The 22,401-nt window shown below is 70.1% G+C and carries 20 protein-coding genes and 2 tRNA genes; 18 read left to right on the top strand and 4 right to left on the bottom strand.

Features of this window, described 5'->3' with window-relative positions:
• The first annotated feature begins 89 nt into the window (after positions 1-89).
• From STH_RS17550 to STH_RS14155, 3 genes are all read left to right on the top strand, one after another.
• Positions 90-833: an SIMPL domain-containing protein gene (locus tag STH_RS17550; protein ID WP_050742306.1), complete on the top strand. Its 744-nt coding sequence runs from the start codon at positions 90-92 to the stop codon at positions 831-833.
• Between the two features lie 199 nt (positions 834-1,032).
• On the top strand, positions 1,033-1,218 hold the full coding sequence (locus STH_RS14160) for a hypothetical protein (protein WP_043714229.1): 186 nt from the start codon (positions 1,033-1,035) through the stop codon (positions 1,216-1,218).
• 114 nt (positions 1,219-1,332) lie between these two features.
• Positions 1,333-1,644 (top strand): YerC/YecD family TrpR-related protein, encoded by a 312-nt coding sequence (locus STH_RS14155; protein WP_043714227.1) that lies wholly within the window; start codon positions 1,333-1,335, stop codon positions 1,642-1,644.
• A gap of 59 nt (positions 1,645-1,703) precedes the next feature.
• On the opposite strand, the gene STH_RS14150 is transcribed toward STH_RS14155, so the two are convergent.
• The 3 genes from STH_RS14150 to STH_RS14140 form a co-directional block, all read right to left on the bottom strand.
• The gene (locus tag STH_RS14150) at positions 1,704-2,309 is read right to left on the bottom strand and encodes a hypothetical protein (protein WP_011196962.1); all 606 of its coding nucleotides are present in this window, start codon (positions 2,307-2,309) and stop codon (positions 1,704-1,706) included.
• A 180-nt stretch (positions 2,310-2,489) separates the two neighbouring features.
• Positions 2,490-3,866 carry a tyrosine phenol-lyase gene (locus STH_RS14145; protein ID WP_043714225.1) on the bottom strand — a complete coding sequence of 459 codons (1,377 nt, stop codon included), beginning with the start codon at positions 3,864-3,866 and terminating at the stop codon, positions 2,490-2,492.
• 138 nt (positions 3,867-4,004) lie between these two features.
• Positions 4,005-5,873: a monovalent cation:proton antiporter family protein gene (locus tag STH_RS14140; protein ID WP_011196960.1), complete on the bottom strand. Its 1,869-nt coding sequence runs from the start codon at positions 5,871-5,873 to the stop codon at positions 4,005-4,007.
• Positions 5,874-6,133: 260 nt separating this feature from the next.
• On the opposite strand from STH_RS14140, the gene STH_RS14135 reads away from it, so the two are divergent.
• From STH_RS14135 to STH_RS19090, 15 genes are all read left to right on the top strand, one after another.
• On the top strand, positions 6,134-6,394 hold the full coding sequence (locus tag STH_RS14135) for an RNA recognition motif domain-containing protein (RefSeq protein WP_011196959.1): 261 nt from the start codon (positions 6,134-6,136) through the stop codon (positions 6,392-6,394).
• A 129-nt stretch (positions 6,395-6,523) separates the two neighbouring features.
• A complete protein-coding gene (gene hisZ / locus STH_RS14130; protein WP_011196958.1) occupies positions 6,524-7,723 on the top strand; it encodes an ATP phosphoribosyltransferase regulatory subunit in 1,200 nt (399 codons plus the stop codon).
• A gap of 95 nt (positions 7,724-7,818) precedes the next feature.
• Positions 7,819-8,484, top strand: a complete 666-nt coding sequence (gene hisG / locus STH_RS14125; RefSeq protein WP_011196957.1) for an ATP phosphoribosyltransferase — start codon at positions 7,819-7,821, stop codon at positions 8,482-8,484.
• 32 nt (positions 8,485-8,516) lie between these two features.
• Positions 8,517-9,836 (top strand): histidinol dehydrogenase, encoded by a 1,320-nt coding sequence (gene hisD, locus STH_RS14120; RefSeq protein WP_011196956.1) that lies wholly within the window; start codon positions 8,517-8,519, stop codon positions 9,834-9,836.
• Positions 9,833-10,459, top strand: coding sequence for an imidazoleglycerol-phosphate dehydratase HisB (gene hisB, locus STH_RS14115; RefSeq protein ID WP_011196955.1), 627 nt, complete (start codon positions 9,833-9,835; stop codon positions 10,457-10,459). Before hisD ends, hisB begins: the two co-directional genes overlap by 4 nt.
• Positions 10,459-11,097: an imidazole glycerol phosphate synthase subunit HisH gene (hisH, locus tag STH_RS14110; RefSeq protein ID WP_011196954.1), complete on the top strand. Its 639-nt coding sequence runs from the start codon at positions 10,459-10,461 to the stop codon at positions 11,095-11,097. Before hisB ends, hisH begins: the two co-directional genes overlap by 1 nt.
• A complete protein-coding gene (hisA, locus tag STH_RS14105) occupies positions 11,064-11,813 on the top strand; it encodes a 1-(5-phosphoribosyl)-5-[(5-phosphoribosylamino)methylideneamino]imidazole-4-carboxamide isomerase (protein WP_043714220.1) in 750 nt (249 codons plus the stop codon). Before hisH ends, hisA begins: the two co-directional genes overlap by 34 nt.
• Positions 11,814-11,831: 18 nt before the next feature.
• Positions 11,832-12,596 carry an imidazole glycerol phosphate synthase subunit HisF gene (gene hisF, locus STH_RS14100; RefSeq protein ID WP_011196952.1) on the top strand — a complete coding sequence of 255 codons (765 nt, stop codon included), beginning with the start codon at positions 11,832-11,834 and terminating at the stop codon, positions 12,594-12,596.
• Complete coding sequence (hisIE, locus tag STH_RS14095) at positions 12,593-13,288, top strand: bifunctional phosphoribosyl-AMP cyclohydrolase/phosphoribosyl-ATP diphosphatase HisIE (RefSeq protein WP_043714217.1); 696 nt, start codon at positions 12,593-12,595, stop codon at positions 13,286-13,288. Before hisF ends, hisIE begins: the two co-directional genes overlap by 4 nt.
• A 2-nt stretch (positions 13,289-13,290) precedes the next feature.
• Entirely contained in the window at positions 13,291-14,376 is a 1,086-nt protein-coding gene (hisC, locus tag STH_RS14090) for a histidinol-phosphate transaminase (RefSeq protein WP_011196950.1), read from the top strand.
• Positions 14,377-14,564: 188 nt separating this feature from the next.
• Positions 14,565-19,433: an Ig-like domain-containing protein gene (locus STH_RS14085; protein WP_043714215.1), complete on the top strand. Its 4,869-nt coding sequence runs from the start codon at positions 14,565-14,567 to the stop codon at positions 19,431-19,433.
• The gene (amrB, locus tag STH_RS14080) at positions 19,427-20,383 is read left to right on the top strand and encodes an AmmeMemoRadiSam system protein B (RefSeq protein WP_083766132.1); all 957 of its coding nucleotides are present in this window, start codon (positions 19,427-19,429) and stop codon (positions 20,381-20,383) included. The genes STH_RS14085 and amrB overlap by 7 nt, the downstream gene beginning before the upstream one ends.
• A gap of 125 nt (positions 20,384-20,508) precedes the next feature.
• Positions 20,509-20,599, top strand: a tRNA-Ser gene (locus STH_RS14075).
• Positions 20,600-20,739: 140 nt separating this feature from the next.
• Positions 20,740-20,830: transfer RNA gene (locus tag STH_RS14070), tRNA-Ser, on the top strand.
• A 160-nt stretch (positions 20,831-20,990) separates the two neighbouring features.
• A complete protein-coding gene (locus STH_RS19090) occupies positions 20,991-21,488 on the top strand; it encodes a hypothetical protein (RefSeq protein ID WP_193775517.1) in 498 nt (165 codons plus the stop codon).
• 51 nt (positions 21,489-21,539) lie between these two features.
• Here the strand turns inward: STH_RS19090 and STH_RS17545 are convergent, their stop codons facing one another.
• Positions 21,540-22,178, bottom strand: coding sequence for a lytic transglycosylase domain-containing protein (locus tag STH_RS17545; RefSeq protein WP_011196946.1), 639 nt, complete (start codon positions 22,176-22,178; stop codon positions 21,540-21,542).
• Positions 22,179-22,401 lie beyond the last annotated feature (223 nt).

Genomic DNA, 22,401 nt, shown 5'->3' with positions numbered 1-22,401 from the left:
GGATTCCTTTTACCGGTGGCAAGAAGATGAACCCGGCGTACCGACTCCTCCCGTCTAACGGGAGGACACCACGCAGAGGAGGGATCCGAATGAGGTTGCGGAACGGTCTTCTCACGGTTATCCTCGCCGGCCTCCTGATTCTCGGCATCGCAGCCTTCCTGCCGCAGGCCGCGCCGGTCCACGCGGCTGAGGACGATACCCCCGTGCGGACCCTGTCGGTAGTGGGACGGGGTGAGCTCGAGGTAAAGCCAGACACCGCGGTCATCACAGTGGGCGTCAGCGAGGTCAAGCCGACGCCGATCGAGGCGTACAACGCCCTGAGCGACAGCATCAACAAGGTGGCCGAAGCCCTGAAGGCCAAGGGCGTGAAGGAGGAGGAGCTCCAGACCAGCATGTTCCAGCTCGCCGCCGAGTACAACTGGACGCAGGAGCGGGGCCAGGAGCTGGTCGGCTACCGGGCGACCAACACCCTGTCCATCACCACGCAGGACCTGGACAAGGTCGCCGAGCTGATCCAGGCGGCGGTTCAGGCCGGGGCCAACGATCTCCGGGGCGTCACCTTCCAGGTGAAGAACGCCGACAAGCTGCTGGATGACGCGCTGAAGCTGGCGGTAGCCGATGCCAAGGCCAAGGCGGAGCTGGTCGCCGGCGAGCTCGGCGCCAAGGTGGTCCGGGTCCACTCGGTCAGCGTCCAGGACCAGGGCGCGTCGCTGGTCAAGGCCCGGGCCGGGTTCAACATGGACGGGGTGGCCGCGGAAATCGCGCCGGTGCCCGTGTACGCCGGCACATCCACGTTCTCGGCGACGGTTTCGGTGACGTTCGAGCTGCAGTAGCGCGGCCCCGTACACAGCGGCTCCACCGCAGCGGGCGCGCGGAGCGGGGTCCCCTCCTCGTGGGAGGAGGGGACCCCTTGTTCTGTCCGGCCGGCGCACACGAAGGGAGCCCGTTTGGGCATAATCAGCAGGGGAACCGCCTCCGGACATATAAATAACAAACGAGATCGAAAAGTCGGATAAATGGGGGCGGTGGAGGATGGGCTCCGTTCTGGGACTGGGCGTGATCGACCTGGCGCTGGGCATCCTGGTGATGGCGCCGCTTTCGGTGGTGCTGCGCCGCAACCGGTACCTGTCCGAGGCGTTCCTGCTCGCGTTCGGGGTCTGCGCAGCGATCGGCATGGCCCTCATCTTCGTGGCCGGGCTGCTCGCCCTGGGGACCTGAGCCGCGCGGGCCGCAGGGGTTCACCGCGACAGCCCACCGCCGGGGAAAAGGGGTTTTCGCCTGCGAAAGCGAATACGTCATGGCAGATGCGCTGTGCTGGGAGGGAACCCGTGCATGCCGGTCAACGAGAAACTGCGCGACGAATTGACTGACAAGCTGTTTGAGGCGATGCTGACCCTGAAGACGGTGGAGGAGTTCTATCGCTTCTTCGAGGATATTGCAACGATCGGCGAGATCAAGGCTCTGGCACAACGGCTCGAGGTGGCCAAGATGCTGGACGCGGGCATGACCTATGAAGATATCGTTGCGGCAACGGGCGCCAGCACGGCCACCATCAGTCGCGTGAAGAAGTGCCTCAACTACGGGGCTGACGGATACCGCATCGTGCTGGAACGGACCAGGAACGAGTACAAGAAACAGGGCTGAGGCGCAGCGAAAACAGCACAGGGGGACAGACCCCCTGTGCTGCTTGCGTCATAGGGAACTCAGGTGGTCCTGGCGGCCTCCCACGCCTGGGGTCCCACGAGGGTCTGGATGGCGGTTGCCGCCGCGGCCAGCACGCCGTCTGCCGCGCCGATCGACTGTACCAGGGTTCCGGTCAGGCTTTGCCGGGCCGAGGGCATCAGCGAGAGCACCTGTTCCGCCGCCGCGCGCACCCTGGGCTGCGTGCGCATGAGCCCGTGGAAGCCCGCGGCCAGATTCATAAGTACGTTTGGGGTGGCCTCGCCGCAGAGGATCCTCCGGATCGCTCCCAGCGCGGCCCCGTGGTAGTAGAGCCCCTCCTCGACGCTGCGCACCGCCTCGTTCAGGGCGGGCGAGGGGGCGTTACTGCTGGCCTCCAGCAGGAGCGAGAGCAGAGCCTGGTAACCGGGGAAGAGCTGCTCCAGGGACCGGGCCGTCTGCACCAGCTGCTGGGTCAGCACCTGGGCGGGGTTGGGCTGCTGCCCCTGCACGGGCAGGCCGGTCTGGGCGAAGGGCGGCGCGCTGCCGAATGGTCCGGCGGCGAAGGGGACCGGCGCAGCCAGGGCTGCCTGCGGCTGGGTCTGAACCGGCGCCTGCGGGCTGTAGGTCACCATGCCGGGCTGCTGCATCCTTCTCCTCTCCTTTCGCGCATACGAGTTCAGGTCCAGCGTATGTGCACGCCGCCGGTTTGGTGACGGGGCCCGGGGCGACGCCGCCGATGGCCGGGCATCGTTCGACGCGCCGGGGCCCGGCAGGTCGACTGCCGGGCCCCGGTGCTCACGCCGTCTCCGGGCGGGGTTGCGGATCTGCTAGCTGATCGGCTCGAAGCGGGCCGTGAAGAACCGCAGGGTGGGCGGCTCGTAGACCATGCGCAGCCCGCGGATGGTGTCGCGCTCCTTCCACAGGTGCTTCACCGAGTACGCCACCACGTCCATGTGCCGGTCGGTGTAGACCCGCCGCGGGATCGTGAGGCGCACCAGCTCCAGCTTGGGATAGTTGTGCTCACCGGTCTGGGGGTTGCGGCCGGCGGAGACGATGCCCCGCTCCATCGCGCGCACCCCGGAGTCCACGTAGAGCGCCGCCGCCAGCGCCTGGGCAGGGAACTGGTCCTGCGGGATGTGAGGCAGGAAGGCCCGGGCGTCCAGGAAGACGGCGTGGCCGCCGATGGGCTGCACGATGGGGATGCCCGCCTCCAGCAGCTGCTCGCCCAGGTAGCGCACCTGATGGATCCGGTGGGCGATGTAGTCGTCGTCCACCATCTCGTAGATGCCCTGAGCGATCGCCTCCATGTCGCGCCCGGCCAGGCCGCCGTACGTGGGCATGCCCTCGAAGATGACCACCTGCTCCCGGGCCTTCTGGAGGATCCACTCCTCGTTCATGGCCAGGAAGCCGCCGATGTTGACCAGGCAGTCCTTCTTTCCCGACATGGTGCAGCCGTCGAAGTAGGACATCATCTCCTTCAGGATCTCCCGGACCGGCTTGTCCTGGTAGCCCTCCTCCCGCTCCTTGATGAAGTAGGCGTTCTCCACGGCGCGGGTCGCGTCGCTCCACATCCGGATGCCGTGCCGGTCGCAAACCTTCCGCACCTCACGCAGGTTGGCCATGGAGACGGGCTGACCACCGGCCATGTTGACCGTAAGCGCCACGTTGATGTACGGGATCTTGTCGGCCCCGACCCGGTCGATGAGCGCCTCGAACTTGGCGATGTCCACGTTCCCCTTGAACGGGTGACTGGCCTGGGGATCGTGGGCCTCGTCGATGATCACGTCGACGAACGTGCCCCCCTGCAGCTCCTGGTGGGTGCGCGTCGTCGTGAAGTACATGTTGCCGGGGATGTAGTCGCCGGGCTTGATGAGGATGCGGGAGATCAGGTGCTCGGCACCGCGCCCCTGATGGGTCGGCACCACGTACTTGAAGCCGTAGATCTCGCGCACCGCCTCCTCCAGGCGGAAGAAGGAGCGTGCGCCGGCGTAGGCCTCATCGCCCATCATCAGGGCGCCCCACTGCCGGTCCGACATCGCGTTGGTTCCCGAGTCCGTCAGCAGGTCGATGTACACGTCCTCGCTGCGCAGCAGGAAGGTGTTGTAGCCGGCCTCCCGGATCGCCTGTTCCCGGTACTCCCGGGTCGTCATGCGGATGGGTTCCACCGCCTTGATCTTGTACGGTTCCGCCCAGGGTCGCTGCATGGGATCATTCCTCCTGTCCGGCTCGGTGCTGTTCGCTCCACGACCAGTATAGGAGGGCACGAACTGCCAGAACAAGCTGTCTTTACCTGAATAAAACAGCGCGGCTGAACAGGGGGAAAGGAAAGGCTGCAGGTCCGCTCAGCCGGTGAGGCGGCGCATCTCCTCCCACGCCTCGGGCGGGCCGACCACGGTGAGCAGGTCGCCCCGCTGCAGCACGGTGTGACCGTGGGGTACGATCTTCTCGGCGCCCCGCTTCACCGACACCACCAGCACCCCGGCGGGCAGCGGCGCATCCCGCAGGGCGGTGCCCGCCAGGGGTCCGCCGGCCAGCAGGAAGTCCTGGATCTGCACGTCCTGGTCCCCGCCCGTGAAGAGCTCGGTCGCGGCCGGGCTGGAGAGCAGGCTCTCCACCAGCAGGGCCGGCGCCAGGTCCGGATTCACCGCCTCCAGTCCTTCCTGCCGGGCTTCCGCCAGCCCGTCCGGGCTGGTTGCGAAGAGGATGGCGCGCGGGATGCCGAACTCCCCGCGGCCCAGGCGAGCCGCGGCGAGGTTGGAGCGTTCGTCGCTGGTCAGCGCCACCAGCGCGCGGGCGTCCTCTGCGCCCGCCTGGCGCAACCCCTCCGCCGAGGCCGGATCCGCCACCACCGCCTGAATGCCGGCCGCCGTGAACTCCGCTGCACGTTCGGGGTGTTCGTCCACCGCGCGCACCGGAACCCCCTGCGCCACCAGCCGCCGGCCCAGGTGCAGCGACAGCCGGTTCATGCCGGCCAATACCACCGCGCGCCGCACCGGGGCGTCCGCAGGTTCACCCAGAATGCGGTTGAACAGGACCGGGCCGAGGATGGCCGTCGTGATGGCCACGAGCACCACCGCCGCGTGGGTGGAGGCGCCGTAGGCCCCCACCGTGTAGGCCACCGCCGAGGCGGCGATGGTGACCGACATCTGGGTCGTGAGCAGGACCATCCCCGCGAGGGTCTTGCGGGGCGGATGCCAGATGGCCAGCAGGACTCCGGGGACGGCCTTGACCACCAGGGTGCCGGCCAGGAGCAGAGGCACCAGCGCCAGGGCCGCAGGGTCGCCGAGCAGGGCGCGCAGATCGAACTCGACGCCCACCATCACGAAGAAAATGGGGATGAGGAACCCGAAGCCCAGCGCATCCAGTTTGTGGGTGATCTCCTCCCGGTGGGAACCGGCGAGCATCGAGAGCAGGAGACCGGCCAGGAAGGAGCCGAGGATGGCCTCGACGCCCACGGTCTGCGCCAGGGCCAGGAAGACGAGCATGAGCGCCCAGGCGGCCCGCACGCCGATCTGCGCCGTGCCGCCTGTGAGCCCTTCCAACAGGTTGAACCGGCTGAGCCACCGGGCGGCCAGGTAGACCGCGGCGCCGGCGGCGATCAGGGCGAGGATCCACAGCGCTTCCAGGGCGGAGCCGTTGACCTTGACCGCGGCCAGGACCGAAAGGCCGAGCATCGGCAGGAAGTCGGCGATCACCGCGGTGGAGAAGAGCACCTGGCCGAAGGGATCCGTCAGCATCTGGCGGTCCTTCAGGACGGGCATGATGATCGAAAGGCCGCACGTGGCGATGATCAGGGTGAGGAAGAGCGGCTCCTCGACCAGGCCCCGCCGCTGGAGCAGGCCGGCGAACCACCAGGCCCCGTAGGTGGTGAGCAGGAAGAGGGCCACACCCAGGGCCAGCGGATGGTGCAGGCGGGCGAGCCAGGCGGGCCGCCCCTTCGGACGGGCTCCTCCGCCCACCAGCGCGGCCAGGTCGATCTCCATGCCGGCCAGGAACATCAGCGCGCCGATACCAAGAAAGTTGAAGATCGAGAGCAGATCGTCGCTCTGCACCAGGCCGAGGCCGCTCTTGCCGACCAGCACCCCGGCCAGGATTTCGCCGGCGGCGATGGGGATGCGCACGCGCTTTAGCCGGTTCAGCAGGAGCGGGACCACGAAGGCCAGGATCGCGACCAGGACGAGGCTGCCCAGGGTCGGGCCGTGATGGGGCATGCCTTCCACCCTTTCGTACAGGAATACACAACATCTTGGTATTATAACACGACGTCATGCCGCATCTTCAATCCGTCGCAGCCAGTGTGCAGCCGGGCATGTGCGGCCTCTGGTATGCGGCGCAGGCAGATTGCGGGCGGCAGCCGCCCAGATTTTCTCCCGCGTGAACCCGTCCGGGCCGCGCACAATGAGGCTAAACCCGCAACAGGGCCCAGAGCATCCGATTGGATCGGCGCCCCGACAGGAGGAGGCAACGGATCGTGCCATTCAGCATCTACGTGGGAAACCTGCCCTGGAGCACCACCCCCGAGGACCTGCGTGCCCTCTTCGAGCCCTACGGCGAGGTGGAGAACGCCCGCATCATCACCGACCGTGAAACCGGCCGCTCCCGCGGCTTCGGGTTCGTGGACATGGCTGACGAGGAGGCGGCGCGCAGGGCCATCGCCGAGTTGCACAATTACGAATACGGGGGCCGGCCCCTCACCGTCAACGAGGCGCAGGCCCGACAGGGCGGGATGTAGCTCCTTCCGCCTACCCGACCGGTCTCCGGTCGGGTTTTTCGCGCCCTCTTGACCAAAGCGGTCGATTATGGTAGCCTCGTTTTAGCCATTTATCACATTAGCCTACTAAAGTACAGGAGGGCGATGGCCGTGAGCACACCGGTGACCCGGACGCAGGTGCCCGACGGAGTGCGCGACCGGCTGCCGTCGGAAGCGGCAGCAATGCGCCGCCTCTCCGCAAGGCTGGACAACGTCTTCCGCGCCTGGGGTTACCGGGAGGTCTCCACTCCGGTCATCGAGTACCTGGAGGCGGTTGCCGCCGGCGCGGCCAACTGGGGCCGCCGGGAGGACCTGTACCAGTTCTTCGACCGAAAGGGGCGCACCCTGGCCTTGCGCCCGGACATGACAACCCCCATCGCCCGCCTGATGGCGACCCGGCTGGCCGACGAGCCCCTGCCGCTCCGGCTTTCTTATTTTGCGCCGGTCTTCCGGCACCGGGAACTCAGGGCCGGCGCGACCAGTGAGATCTGGCAGGCCGGGGTGGAGCTGGTCGGGGCGCCGGGGGAGGCCGCCGACGCGGAGGTCATCAGCCTGGCGTGCGCCGCGGTCCGGGCGGCGGACCTCACCGGTTTTCGTATCGGTCTGGGCCACGTCGGCGTCGTGGAGGGGCTGTTTGAGAGCGCCGGCGTCGATCCTCAGGCCGCGGCCGTGCTGAAGGAGGCGATGGTCGCCCGGGATCTTGTGGCCTTCGAGCAGGGGGTCGCCCGGGCGGGCCTCTCCGGCGAGCGGGCGGAACGGCTGCTGGCGCTGGTCCACTTCCACGGCAGTTATGCGGAGGCCGTGGCCCGCTTCGGCGGCGTCGGTGGCCGGGTGGCGGAGGCGCTGCAGCACCTGGGCCGGGTGCTCGAGGTGCTGGAGGCCCTGGGGGTGGCCGAGCAGGTCAACCTCGACCTGGGGCTGGTGCGGTCCCTGGGCTACTACACCGGGGTCGTCTTCGAGGGCTATCTCCCGGGCATCGGGGCGCCGGTCCTGGGCGGCGGCCGGTACGACAACCTGGTCGCGGAGTTCGGCCGGCCGCTGGCAGCGACGGGCTTCGCCCTGGAGGTGGACCGGCTGCTGATGGCGCAGGAGCAGCAGGGTGCTCTCGCCGCGGAGCCGGGCCTTGACGCCGTGATCGCCTGCCCGCCCGGGCAGGAGGCGGCGGCCATGGCCTGGGCGGCGCGGCTCCGGGCGCAGGGGCTGGCCGTGGAGGTGGATTTCCTGGACCGGACCGGGGAGGAGCTGGCCGCGTACGCTCGCGCCCGGGCCGCGGCACGGGTGTTGCGCCCGGGGGTGCCGTCGATTCACTAGCCGTTGCAGGCGCCGGGCAGCGGGGCTCGGCGCCGCAGGCCCCGGGGCCCCGGCACCCCGGCACCCATGAAGTCTTCCAGGAGGGAACTGCATTCATGTCGCCGATCACGATCGCCCTGCCCAAAGGCCGCCCGTACGCCGCGACGGTCCGCTTTCTCCGGGAGGCGGGTCTGGCCGGGCCGGAGCTGGAGCCCGAGGAGGGGCGGAGCCTTTACGTCGAGTGCCCGGCGCAGGGCACGCGCTTCATCATCGCCCGCGACTCGGACGTTCCCACCTATGTGGAGTACGGGGCCGCGGACCTGGGGATCGTCGGCAAGAACGTGCTCATGGAGCTGGAGCCCCAGGTCTACGAACTGCTGGACCTGGGCTACAGCCAGTGCCGCTTCGTGCTGGCGGCGCCTGCGGGGGTGGACCCCCGGCAGCTCCTGAGCGGCCGCTCCCGGCAGCGGGTGGCGACCAAGTACCCGCGCATGACGGAGGCGTACTTCAACAGCCGGGGCCTGCAGGTCGAGACGATCTTCCTGCACGGCTCCATCGAGGTGGCCCCCAAGGTGGGGCTGGCGGACCTGATCGTCGACATCGTGGAGACCGGCCGCACCCTGCGGGAGAACAACCTGGTCGTGGTGGAGGAACTGTGGACCTCGTCCATGCGGCTGATCGCCAATCGCGCCGCGTACCGGCTCCGGGCCGAGCGGATCGGCCCGATGGTCCAGCGGCTCCGCGAGCTGGTGAGCCGGCGCGCGGTGGCCGCAAACGCCTAGCCTGCGGCCGTATCGTCAAGGAGGAGATCGAGATGTTGAAGGTATGGGAGCCGCAGGCTTTCCTGGAGTTCCTGAACCGGCGCCGCACCGAGTTCTACCCGGAGATCGAGGCGCAGGTGCGCGCCATCCTGGAGCGGGTGCGCCGGGAGGGAGACGGGGCGCTGTACGCCTTCACCCGGCAGTTCGACGGCGCCGACCTGGAGGCCACGGGCCTGCGGGTGACCGAGGCCGAGTACCGGGAGGCCGAGGCCGCGGTGAGCGCGGCGTTTCGCGCCGCCCTGCAGGTGGCCGTCGAGAACATCGCCGCCTTCCACCGGCCGCAGGTGCCCACCTCCTGGTTCACGACCCGGCCGGACGGCACCATCGTGGGCCAGCGGGTCACCCCGGTGGACCGGGCGGGGGTGTACGTGCCCGGCGGGTCGGCACCGCTCTTCTCCTGCCTGCTGATGACCGCCATCCCCGCGGTGGTTGCCGGGGTCCCGGAGGTGATCGTCTGCACCCCGCCGGACCGGAATGGCCGGATCGACCCGCACATGCTGGTGGCCGCCAGGGCTGCGGGGGTCAAGGACGTGTACAAGGTGGGCGGCGCGCAGGCCATCGGGGCCATGGCCTATGGCACGGCCACGGTGCCCCGGGTCGACAAGATCGCCGGCCCGGGCAACTACTACGTGACCCTGGCCAAGAAGCTGGTCTTCGGCCCCGTCGGCATCGACATGCTGGCCGGGCCGACGGAGGTGATGGCCGTCGACGACGGCAGCGTCGATGCGGAGTGGCTGGCGGCCGACCTGCTGAGCCAGGCCGAACACCCCAACGGCATGGTGATCCTGGTGACCACGGCCGGGCCGGAGCGCATCGCGGCCGTCGGCGCGGCGATGGCGCGGCACACCGCCGCCCTGCCCCGGGCGGAGACCATCCGCCGGTCGGTGGCGGAGTTGGGCGCGGCCCTGGCGGTGGACACGCTGGAGGAGGCCGCGGACCTGGTCAACGCTGTCGGGCCCGAGCATCTGGAGGTGGGCGTGGCCGACCCCTGGGCGTTCCTGCCGCTGGTGCGGCACGCCGGCTCCATCTTCCTGGGCCGCTGGACGCCGGAGGCGATGGGCGACTACATCGCCGGGCCGTCCAACGTGATCCCCACCGAGGGCACGGCCCGGTATGCGTCGCCGGTATGCGTGGAGACGTTCATCAAGCGCTCGGCGGTGACCTGTTACAGCGAGGCCGCCTTCCGCGCCCAGGCGCCTCACGCCGTGCGGCTGGCGCTCACCGAGGACCTGCTGGCCCACGCGGCGTCGATGCAGATCCGGCTGGCGAAGCCGGACGGGGAGAGCCCATCGGAGGGGAGGGAAGCCGGATGACGGACTGCAGTCGGAATGAGACGGGCGCACTGGCGGAGCGGGTCGGACAGGTGGCCCGGAAGACCCGGGAGACCGACATCGCCGTCACGTGGCGTCTCGACGGGGCGGGACGGGCGGATGTCGACACCGGTGTGCCGTTCTTCGACCACATGCTGGACCAGATCGCCCGCCACAGCCTCACCGATCTCACGGCCCGGGCGGTGGGCGACCTGGAGATCGACGCGCACCACACGGTGGAGGACACCGGCATCGCCCTGGGGCAGGCCCTGCGCCGCGCCCTGGGCGACGGCCGCTCCATCCGCCGGTACGGCTCGGCCTTTGTCCCCTTTGACGAGACGCTGGCCTTCGCCGCGGTGGACGTCAGCGGCCGTCCCTACCTGGTCTTTGACGCCGCGCTGCCGGCGCAGAAGGTAGGTAACTTCGACACCGAACTGGCCGAGGAGTTCTTCCGCGCCCTGGCCATGAATGCCGGCATCACCCTGCATCTGAAGGTCCACTACGGCCGGAACACCCACCACATGATCGAGGGTCTGTTCAAGGCTTTCGCCCGGGCCCTCGGCGATGCCGTGGCGCGGGATCCCCGGGTCCTGGGGGTCCCCTCCACCAAGGGGGCCCTGTTCTGATGGCCCGGATCGTCATCGTGGACTACGGGATGGGCAACCTCGCCAGCGTCCGGAACGCCCTGCGGGCGGTGGGCTTCGAGGCGGCGGTGAGCGACGACCCGGCGGCGGTGGCGGGGGCGGACGGCCTGGTGCTGCCCGGCGTGGGCGCGTTCGGCACCGGCATGCAGAACCTGGCCCGCCGCGGCCTCGATCAGGCCGTGCGGCAGGCGGCCGCAGCCGGCCGGCCGGTCCTGGGCATCTGCCTGGGGATGCAGCTCCTCCTCGCGGAGGGCGACGAGGGCGGCCCGCGCCCGGGGCTGGGCCTCCTGGAGGGGCGGGTTGCGCGCCTTCCCGACGGGCTGCCCCTTCCCCAGATCGGCTGGAACCTGGTGGAGCCGCAGCGGGACCACCCGCTCTTCGCCGGGCTGCCGACCCCCTTCTGGGCCTATTTCGACCACGCTTACGCGGTGGAGGGCGAACCGCCGTCCACGGCGCTGGCCCTGACCGACTACGGCCGCACCTACCCCTCGGTGGTGGGCCGCGGCAACCTGCTGGGTATCCAGTTCCATCCCGAGAAGTCCTCCCGGGCGGGACTCCGGATGCTGGCCAACTGGGGGAGAATGGTATGCGACTTGATCTCTACCCGGCCATCGACCTGAAGGACGGCCAGGTGGTGCGGCTCCGGCAGGGGCGCATGGACGAGGCCACGGTCTATGGGGTGGACCCGGTCCGGATCGCGGCTCGCTGGGCGGAGGCCGGCGCCCGCTGGATCCACGTGGTGGACCTGGACGGCGCGCTCCGGGGCCGGCCGCAGAACGCCGCCGCGGTGCGGGCCATCGTGGAGGCGCTGCGCCAGAGGCACCCCGGCGTGCGGGTGCAGCTGGGCGGCGGGCTGCGCACCCTGGAGGCGCTGGAGGCCGCCCTGGCGCTGGGGGTCTCCCGGGCGATCATCGGCACCTCGGCCCTCGAAGGCGACGTGGCGGCCCGTGCGGTGGCGCGTTTCGGCCCGGACCGGGTCGCCGTCTCCATCGACGCGCGCGGCGGCTTCGTGGCCGCGCGCGGCTGGGTGGAGGTGACCCGGGTCCGGGCCGTGGACCTGGCCGTGCGGATGCGGGAGGTCGGGGTGCGGACGGTCGTCTACACCGATATCGCCACCGACGGCATGCTCACCGGCCCCAACTTTGCCGAACTGGAGATGATGGGCCGGACCGGCCTCGATGTCATCGCCAGCGGGGGGATCTCCTCGCTGGAGGACATCCGGCGGCTCACGGAGATCCCCGGCGTGGCCGGGGCCATCATCGGCAGGGCGCTCTACACCGGCGCGGTGGACCTGGCGGAGGCCCTGTCGCTCTGCGGAGAGACCCGTGACACGTGATAAGGAGGCGCTGGCACCATGCCCCTCGCGAAGCGCATCATCCCGTGCCTGGATATCCGGGACGGGCGGGTGGTGAAGAACGTCCAGTTCCACCTGAACACCTGGGACGCCGGCGACCCGGTGGCCCTGGCCGCCGAGTACGACCGGCAGGGGGCGGACGAGATCGTCTTTCTGGACATCAACGCCTCCTGGGAGGGGCGGTCGGCCACGCTGGACGTCCTGAGCCGGGCCGCCGAGCAGGTCTTCGTGCCCCTGACCATCGGCGGGGGGGTGAGCGCCGTCGAGCACGTGAAGGCGTACCTGCGGGCGGGGGCGGACAAGGTGTCGGTCAACACCGCGGCCGTGCAGCGGCCCGACCTCATCGACGAGATCGCCGACCTGTTCGGCTCCTCCACCCTGGTGGTGGCCATCGACTGCAAGCGGCGGCCCGAGGGGGGCTGGGAGGTCTACCTGCACGGCGGACGCACGCCCACCGGCATCGACGCCGTCGCCTGGGCCGAGGAGGCGGCCCGGCGCGGGGCGGGCGAGTTGCTGGTCACGTCGATGGACGCCGACGGCACCCGGCAGGGGTACGACATCGCGCTCCACCAGGCCCTGGCCGACGCGGTCGGGGTGCCCGTCATCGCCTCCGGCGGGGCAGGGAGCCCGGAGGACATCCTCGAAGTTCTGACCGTGGGCCGGGCGGATGCCGCCCTGGCCGCCTCGATCTTCCACAGCGGCAGGCACACGGTGGGGGAGGTGAAGGCCTTCCTCCGGGAGAGGGGGGTGCTGGTACGGTCATGACGGAGACCTTGACGCTGAAGTGGGGCCCGGACGGGCTGATTCCGGCCGTCGTGCAGGACGTGCGGACCGGGCAGGTGCTGATGCAGGCGTACATGAACGAGGAGGCGCTCCGCCTCACGCTGGAGACCGGGTACGCCTGGTACTGGTCCCGCAGCCGGCAGGAGCTGTGGCAGAAGGGCGGGACCTCGGGCCACGTGCAGCGGGTCCGGGAGATCCGCACCGACTGCGACGGGGACTCGCTGCTGCTCCTGGTGGAACAGGAGGGGGTGGCCTGCCACGAGGGCACCTACTCCTGCTTCACCCGCCGGGTGGACGGTTCGCCCAAGGCCCTGATCGACACCGCCTTCTGGCCCATCCAGCCGGACGACACGGTGCCCTACGACATCGGGTCCATCCTCCGGGAGCTCACCGCCGTTCTGGCGGAGCGGCGGGCGCATCCCGACCCGGAGAGCTACACGAGCAGGCTCTTCCGGAGGGGACCCGACGCTTACTGCAAGAAGATCGGCGAGGAGGCCACCGAGGTGGTGCTCGCCGTCAAGAACCGGGACCGGGAGAACCTGGCCTTCGAGGTGGCTGACCTCTGGTTTCACAGCCTGGTGGCCCTGGTGGACCAGGGGCTGAGCCCCGCGGACGTGGCGGACCAGCTGGCCAGCCGGCGGGGGAGGAGGCGGGAGCAGCAGAAGGAGGAGTAGCCATGTCCAGCGTGCGCACAGCGGTCCGGCGGATGAAGCCCTACGTGCCGGGCAAGCCGGTGGAGGACGTCCAGCGGGAGCTGGGGCTTCACGACCTCGTCAAGCTCAACCAGAACGAGAACCCCCTGGGCCCTTCGCCCCGGGCGGTGGCGGCCGCGCGCGCGGCGATGGCCCAGGTCCACACCTATCCCGAGGGAACCGCCCGCCGGCTCCGGGAGCGGCTGGCGCAGATGTGGAACCTGCCTGCGGACTGGTTCCTGATCGGCAACGGCTCCGACGAGGTCTTCCGGCTGCTGGCGGAGGTGTACCTGGAGCCGGGGGACCGGGTGGTCGTCCCTGAGCCGTCGTTCGCCGCCTACCGGTTCGTGGCGGAGCTGATGGGCGCCGAGGTGGTGGCGGTGCCCCTGGCCGGCTGGACCATGGACCTGCCTGCGATGGCGGAGGCGGCGGCGCGGGGTGCGAAGCTGCTCTTCCTCTGCCGGCCCAACAACCCCACCGGCACGGTGTTCGCCGAGGCCGACCTGCGGGCGGCCCTGGAGCGGGTGCCGCCGTCGACCCTGGTGGTGGTGGATGAGGCCTACCGGGAGTTCGACGAGACCCCGTTCGACAGCCGGGCCCTGGTGCAGGACTACCCGAACGTGGTCATCGCCCGGACGTTCAGCAAGATCTACGGCATGGCGGGCTTCCGGCTGGGCTACGGCGTCATGCGGCCGGAGGTGCTGGCGCCGCTGTACACGGCCCGGGATCCCTTCAGCGTGAACGGCCTGGCGGTGGCGGCCGGGCTGGCGGCCCTGGACGACGTGGAACACGTGGAGCGGACCCGGGCGCTCACCCGGGAGGGAAAGGCGTACCTCTACGCCGCCTTCCAGCGGCTGGGGCTCGGGTACGTGCCCAGCGAGGCCAACTTCGTCCTGTTCGACGCGGGCAGGCCTGCGGCAGAGGTGTTCGACGCGCTGCTTCGGCGCGGGGTGCTGGTGCGTCCGTGCGGCTCCTTCGGCCTGCCGGACCACCTGCGGGTGACGGTGGGGACGCCGGAGCAGAACCGACGGTTCGTGGAGGCGCTGAAGGCGGCGCTGGGCGAAGGGTGATGGGACCGGGCGGGGCCCCGGAGGGCGCTCCCGCCCTTTCGCATCAGGGGGATCGCCGAGGGGCCGGAAGGGGTCGCGCATAGGCGCTGCAGGGAACCTGCAGCGTACAACCTGCGCGAAACTTCTGGTCCCGCGCTTTCGTCCAACGTGCGAGTTGGCAGAACACTGCGCCGGGAGTGATGCCCCCCATGCGCATCCTACAGACCGTGTTCTCTCTGTCCGTTGCCCTTGTCCTCATCCTTACGGTCCTTGCGGCGCTTGGTCCCGCTCCGGCCCCTTCTTCGGCGCGCCTGCCGGTGCAGGCGGAGGCGGCCGAGGTCACCCTGGAGCCGGCGGCCTTCGACCCGGCCGGGCTGGACCCCTCCGGCGAGCTGGTCCTCACGAGCCGGAGGCCGCTCACGCTGGCTGCGGTGGAGGCCGCCCTGGCGGTGGAGCCGGCCGTGAGCGTGCGGATCCAGCAGGCCGACAGCGAGGGGACCCGCTTCACCATCGCGCCGGCGGCGGCGCTGGAGCCCAATCGGGTCTACCGGTTCCGGCTCGCCCGGGAGGCCGGACTGGACCGGGATTACCAGTGGTCCTTCCAGACCCGCGCCGAGTTCCGTCTGCTGGGCACGCTCCCCGCGCACCAGTCGACGGGCGTTCCCGTGGAGACGGGCATCGAGTTCACCTTCAGCCATGACGACTACGAGGACCCGTCCGCGTACTTCAGCATCAGCCCCCCGGTAAACGGACGGTGGGAGCGGCATAAGAAGACGGCCGTGTTCGTTCCCCGGGATCCGCTGCAGCCGGGGACCATCTACACGGTCACCCTGAAGGAAGGGCTGGGCCGCATCCGGGGCGAGGGGAAGCTGGGTGAGTATACCTTTGCGTTTGAAACCGCGCCCGCGGGTTCCGGCAGCCCGGTCAGGTGGTTCCACCTGGCCGACGAGGCGGCGGAGTTCCCCACCGACACGGCCCCGTACTTCCGCATGTGGGACGCCGGCGGCGCCCGGGAGTACGCCATTGCGGTCTACCGGTACCCCGACGCCGCCGCCTACGTCGCGGCGCTGCAGGAGATCCTAGGGCTGCCCGCCTGGAGCAGCGCGGCCCGCGACCGCTACCACGAGTCCACCGAGGGCCTGGAGGCGGTCGCGACCTTCTCCGCCAAGCCCATGGAGCTGGAGTATGACCGTTACCTGGTCCTTCCGGAGCCCTTGCCGGCCGGGTACTACCTCGCCGAAGTGCAGCGGGACGGACAGGTCCGGCAGGTTCATTTTCAGGTGACCGACCTTTCCTATTACCTGGCGGAGAGCACCACCGGGGTGCTCGCCTGGCTGAACGACCTGGAGACGGGACGGCCGGCGGCAGGGGCGGTGCTCCACCGGCCCGACGGTTCGACTGCGGCCACGGCCGACCAGAACGGGGTGGCGCTGCTGGAGCCGGAAGCCGCCGTTGCCGGCGGGTCAGCGGACTCCAGCGGGGATGGCGAGCCCCCGCATGGCTTCTGGATCGCCCGGAGCGGGACCAAGGAAGCCGTCCTGCACACCGGGCGCAGCTATGGGTACTGGAGCGCCCCGGAGTCCCGGTCCGAGTTGTACTGGCGTTACCTTTACCTGGACCGCGCCATCTACAAGCCGACGGACACGGTCCACCTCTGGGGCATCCTCCATCCCCGCGAGCCGGAAGCCCGGCCCGTGGACCGGGTCCGGGTGGAGGTCACCCGCGGGTGGTACTGGGGAGCCGGAAGCGAGCGGGTGGTCCTGGCCAGCGCGGACCTGCCGGTGGAGCGCTCCAGCTTCATCGGCGGCCTGACGTTGCCGAACCTCACGCCGGGCACCTATCAGATGGGCCTCTGGGTCGGCGATGAGCTGTTCGCCAGCCGCTGGTTCGAGGTGGCCACCTACGCCAAGCCGGTCTACCAAATCGACGTGACGCCGGACCGGGAGGCGCTCTTCGCCGGCGAGACGGTGACCTTCCGGGTACGGGCCACCTTCTTCGAGGGGACGCCCGTGCCCGACATGCAGCTGAACTACCGGATCGGCGGCGACACAGGCAGCGTGATCACCGATGCCAACGGCGAGGCGGTGATCGTCTACACCCCGCCCAAGCAGCCGGAAAGCTGGGGATGGTGGGAAAGCTGGCTGACCCTCTACGTCAGCGGAGGCGAACCGGAGATCGGCGAGGTGACGGCGGAGCGGACCGTCCGGCTCTTCTCCCGGGATGTGATGCAGCGGGCCGAGACGATGGTGGTAGGCGACCAGGTCACGGTAACGGTCCAGATCAACCGGGTCGTGCTGGACCAACTCCTGGCCGGCACGGGAACCGACGCCACGGGCCCTGCGGTGGCGGGGCAACCGGTGACGTTCACCCTCTTCGAGCGGAACTGGATCCCCGTTGAGGAGGGGGAGTACTACGACTTCATCGAGAAGGTCGTGCGCAAGCGGTACCGGTACCAGCAGCAGACCCGTGAGATCATCAAGGAGACCGCGGAGACCGACGGGGACGGGCGGGCGATCTTCCGGTTCACCCTCGACCCGGAGAAGCAGTACGAGATCCAGTACGGCGTGCAGGACTCCCGCGGCCTGTGGCTTGTGAGCAGCGCGTGGGTTTCGGGCCAGTGGTACGGCTACGACCCGGACTGGGGATGGCCGCAACTGGTCCCCGAGGATGAGGGGCGGTACCGGGTCGCCGTCGGCGAACCGGTGGCGTACGTGCTCCGCAAGGGGCAGCGGCGGTTGGATGACCGGCCCGGCGGCTTCCTGTTCTTCACCGCCCGCCGGGGCATCCGGGAGTACGTCGTGCAGGATTCGGCTGCCTTCACCGCAGCGCTGCAGGTCGAAGACCTTCCCAACACGACCCTCTACGGCGTCGCCTTCGACGGCCGCCGCTACCTCTCGGCCATGCACTCCATCGCCGTCGACCCGGAGGAGATGCGGCTGGACGTGACCGTCACCCCCGACCGGGAGGCCTACCGCCCGGGCGATGAGGTGCGGGTGCAGGTGACCGTCAGGGACCGCACCGGGCGGCCGGCCGCCGGGGCCGTGGTCAACCTGAACCTGGTGGATGAGGCCCTGTTCGCGGTGCGGGAGCAGGATGTGGACATCCTCGGCGATCTCTACGGAAGCTGGGTCAGTTCCGGCGTGCTCCGGACCCGCAGCTCCCACGAGCCTCCACCCACGAGCGGAGGTGCGGAGAAGGGCGGCGAAGGCGGCGGGGTCCGCCGCGACTTCCGGGACGCGGCGCTCTTCACCCGCGTCGTGACCGACGCCTCCGGCGAGGCCGTGGTGTCGTTCCGTGTCCCCGACAACCTTACGAGCTGGCGACTGACGTACCAGGCGGTCCGGCCGGAGACCATGGAGGCCGTCAGCGGAGCCATCGGGATCCCGGTCCGGCTGCCCTTCTTCGCCGACCTGGTCATGGGCGAGGTCTACCTGGTCGGCGAGCGGCCCGTGTTTCAGGTGCGCGCCTACGGCGAGGCGCTGGCGCCGGACGCGGGGGTGCAGTTTGCGGTGGAGGTGGATGGGCCGGGAGGCTACCGGCACCGGCTGCGGCTCAGCGGCCGCCCGTTCGATATGGTTTCGGTCCCGTTGGCGCCGCTGGCCGCCGAGGGGACCTACACGGTCAGGGTGACGGCCGCCTCCGGCGGGCTGGCGGACGCCCTGGAGCGCACCTTTGCGGTGCGCGGGACCCACCTGGTGCAGAACCGGGTCGATTTCGCCGTCGTTCAGCCCGGGGCGCGGTTTTCCGGCGCCACGGACGGGCTCACCTACGTGACTTTCCTCGACTGGGAGCGGGGCCGGTACCTGGAGGTGCTGCACCGCACCCGGTGGCTGTCGGGCAGCCGGTTTGAGAAGCGGCTGGCCCGGGCGGAGGCCGCGGAACTGCTGCAGGCTCACTTCGGCTGGGAGGACGCCTGGCCAGAGCCGGAGTTGGATGCGCTGCGGTATCAGACCACGGAAGGGTCCATCGCGATCCTGCCGTACAGCGACGGCGACCTGAAGCTCTCGGCGCTGGCCGCAGATCTGGCGCCGGATCGGTTTGACCGTACCGCCCTGGCGCTGTACTTCGAGCGGATCCTGGAGGACGAGGGCGAGAGCCGGGAGCGGAAGGCCATGGCGCTCTACGGCCTGGCCGGCCTGGGAGAGCCGGTGCTGCTCGCCGCGCACGAGCTGCTCGCCCAACCGGACCTCTCGCCGGCGGAGGAGCTCTGCGGCATGCTCGCCGCCGCGGCGCTGGGCGACCTGGAGACGGTGCGCCCGCGCTACCGGGCCCTGGTGGCGGCCCATGGTGACCAGATCGGCCAGGACCTGCGGCTGACGGCGGGCGCGGGCCGCGACGAGCAGCTGGAGGCCACCGCGCTGGCGGCGGCCCTGGCGGCCCGGCTCGGGGAGCCGGAAGCGACGAGCATGCTCGGCTACCTGCTGGACAATCCGCCGCGGGAGAGCCTGATCAACCTGGAGCTCGTGCTCGCCGCCCGGAGCGGGCTGGAAGGCCTCCGGGGCGCGCCCGTGGGGCTCGCCTACCGGTTGAACGGCCAGCTGGTCGAGAAGATCCTGCAGCCCGGCGAGCGGGTCAGCCTCGCCCTGCGGCCGGAGGAGCTGGCCTCGCTGCGGGTCACGTCGGTCGAGGGCAGCGTTGCGGCGGTCGTCACCTACGCCGCCCCCGGACGCCCCGCCGTGACCATGGCGGGAGGCAACGTGGTGCGCAGCTACTCTCCGGCGCCGGAGGCGTGGAAGCCGGGTGACATCGTCACGGTCACCCTCACGTACGGCCTGCCGGCCGACGCGCCGGAGGGGGCGTATGAGCTGACGGACACGCTGCCTTCGGGACTCCGCTACCTGGAGCGGCCCTGGTCCTGGGGAGAGCGGATCAACTGGTCGAACTACACCACCCGGGCCACGCTGGTGGACGGGCAGCGGGTGACGTTCTGGGCCGGGAAGAAGGGCCAGCCCATCCAGTACTACGCCCGGGTGGTGACCGCCGGCGAGTACCGGATCGAGGAGGCCGTGCTCCAGGACCAGAAGAACGGGCTGGTGTACGGCATGGCCCCGGCCGGGACGGTGAGGATCGGATGGTAGGCGAGAGGCACGTCGGGCGGCGGTGGCGGTTGGCCGCGGTGGCGGCGGTGTGCGCGGCGGCCCTGGCCGCCGGTGTGGTCGGAAAGGGCGCGGCGCCCCGCGCAGCGGTGGATACGACGCCCCCTACCGGCGCCGGAAGGGCAGCCACTCAACGGGCCCATCCCAACGCCTTTTTCAACCCCACGCTGTTCTACCAGGGTCTGGAGGCGGCACGGCGGTCGGCATCCGGCGCCGGCCCCGTGACCGCCTCCGCTGCGGGCCGTCTGGCCGGCGGGCTGGTGCCGCACCACGACCTGGCTGCGGAACTGCTGTCCGGGTTCTTCCTGCTGCTGGAGGAAGATCCGCCGGAGGTCATCTTCCTGGTGGGGCCGAACCACGAGGCGGCCGGGCCCCCGGTCATCACGGGCCGGCGCCCGTGGCAGACCGACTTCGGGCTGGTGGAGGTGGACCCGGGCGCGGTGGACGCCCTCGTGGGCCTCGGCCTCGCCGCGGTGGAAGAGGACGTGCTTGCGCGGGAGCACGCCATGGGCACGCTGATGCCCTACATTAAGTTCCACGCACCGGAGGCGCGGGTCGTGCCGCTGATCCTGCACCGCGGCCTCTCCCGCGCAGACCTGGAGCGGCTGGCCGGCGCGCTGGCGGCGGAGCTGGGCCCCGGCCGGATCCTGGTCGCCTCCGTCGACTTTTCCCATTACCTCACCCGCCCTGAGGCCGAGGCGATGGACCGGGAGACCCTGGCGACGATCACCGCCGGCGACCTGGACCGGCTGCTGCAGATGGGCCCTGAACACCTGGACTCGCCGGGGTCCGTGGCCGTGCTGCTGACCGCGATGGCGGCCGCGGGCGCCGACGGCCCCACCGTGCTCGGGCACACCAACTCCGGCGCGATCCTGCGCGACGACCTGATCGAGACGACCAGCTACTTTACCTTCGTCTTCACGCACAGATAGCGGAGAGACGCGCCGCACCGCGCGTGCGATCGTCGCTTGTACAAGGAATCCCTGTTGCACAGAACGCGCAGACATGATATAGTATCACTTGCGCTGCCGCTGCGGCGGCGGATGCAATCCCTCGCGGAGAGATACCCAAGTGGCTGAAGGGGCGGCTTTGCTAAAGCTGTAGGGGGCGCAAGCCCCGCGAGGGTTCAAATCCCTCTCTCTCCGCCAGCGGCCGTGCTCGTGCGAGCACGGCTTTTCTCATTCCTGCCCGGCGGTCTGCCGCATTCTGCCACCAGGTTGCATGACGGGCACGGACATGGTATATTATCTTTTGCGCCGCCCATCGGGCGGCGGAAGCATTCCGCCGCGGAGAGATACCCAAGTGGTTGAAGGGGCGGCTTTGCTAAAGCTGTAGGGGGCGCAAGCCCCGCGAGGGTTCGAATCCCTCTCTCTCCGCCAGACGACAGAAGCGACGGTGGGCCGTGCAGGTGCACGGCCCACCGTCGCTTCTGCTCCGCGTCGCCCGCCCGCTCCGGACGCGCTCCGAATCAACGCCCTTCCGCTGGTGAACGCTAAAGGCAAACCCGTGCGATGGCCAGTTGGAGGGGGATTGCGTACGGTGCGAGCACGGTGGGCAGCCATGGCGTTCTGCGCCCTGCTCCTTTCCGGGTGCATGGCGCAGCAGCAGCCGCAGCAGTCGCCGGAACCCAGTTCGGAGCAGGTACGGAAGGCCGTCAGGGAGAGCCTGAGCGAGCCGGAGATGAAGGACTACATCCGTCTTCAGGTCAAGGAGCAGGCCGGCGTGGAGATCCTTGAGATGGCCCTCGACACGCAGGAGGGCAAGGACGCGCTGACCGATGCCGTGAAGGAAGTCATGGGCTCGCCGACCGGCGAGCAGCTGATTCAGCAGAAGCTGGCGGAGATGCTGGAGGACCCCATCGTCCAGCAACAGCTGCAGCAGGCGATCCGTGAGACGCTGCAGGACATCCTGTCCAAGGGAACCCAAGACTCCCGCCGGGGCGGCGGACAGGGCGGCGGCCAGGGCGGTGGACAGGGTGGTGGACAGGGTGGCGGTCAGAGCGGAGGCCAGCAGGGCGGCGGTGGCGGCGGTCAATGACAGACAGCGGCCCCCGGTCGCACAGGCGGCCGGGGGCAAGCGCGCGCCCGATCAGGACGCGAGGTCGAGCAGCTCGCGCTGCTCGCGCGGGAAGGTCGAGCTGTAGGCGGCCAGTACCCGTTCCCGGTACGGGTTGGTCTCCCAGCCGGCCGCCGCGCGCGGCCCGCCGTTGTACACGGCCAGGGCGACGTCCACCGAGCCGTACTCGGCGATGAGGGCGGACAGGTAGAACGTGCCCATCTCCACGGACGTGGCGGGGTCGCTCAGGTCGTACGCCTCCAGCCCCATGACGCCGGCCAGCCACTGGCCGGTGGAGGGCAGGATCTGCATGAGGCCGCGCTCGCCGTGGGCGCCCACGGCGTCCGGATCCCACCGGCTCTCCACGGTGATGACGGCCGCGATCAGCCGGGGGTCGACCCCGTACCGGTCCGCGACCTCTACCACCAGGGGGCGGTATTCCTCCGGGGCCAGGTCCTCGATGCGGGCGGCCAGCTCTTCCAGGCGGGCCCGCCCCAGCTCCGCGGGGTCGGGCGGCAGCTCCGCCGTCGGATCGGGTTCAGGTTCGGGCAGAACCGGTTCGGCGTCTTGCGCGGGCTCGGCCGCCGTCGCCGCGAGCATGGTGGGAACGGCCGCCACTCCGAGCGCCAGGGCCGCCCAGAGGAAGCCGCGCCGGCGGAGTCGTTGGCGCACAGTCGGTTCCTCCTTTAGACCTCATACGGTCAATATATCTGAATAATAAGAAGTGTCACATGTAGTTCTTGGCAACGCTACCCACTTTACCAGGAGCCGAAACCGACTGTCAACCCTTATTGCCAGATGATGGAACGGGTCAACCCATTGTCGAAAGTGGCGGAAAAGAGGGGGAGGAAGGAGGACCGGCGGGCGGGCGAGAAATCCCCCTGTCGTGAGGTAG

Source organism: Symbiobacterium thermophilum IAM 14863, from assembly GCF_000009905.1.
Taxonomy (GTDB): Bacteria; Bacillota; Sulfobacillia; order Symbiobacteriales; family Symbiobacteriaceae; genus Symbiobacterium; species Symbiobacterium thermophilum.
The sequence above is the reverse complement of the archived record's forward strand: the minus strand, read 5'-3'. Positions and strand labels throughout refer to the sequence as shown.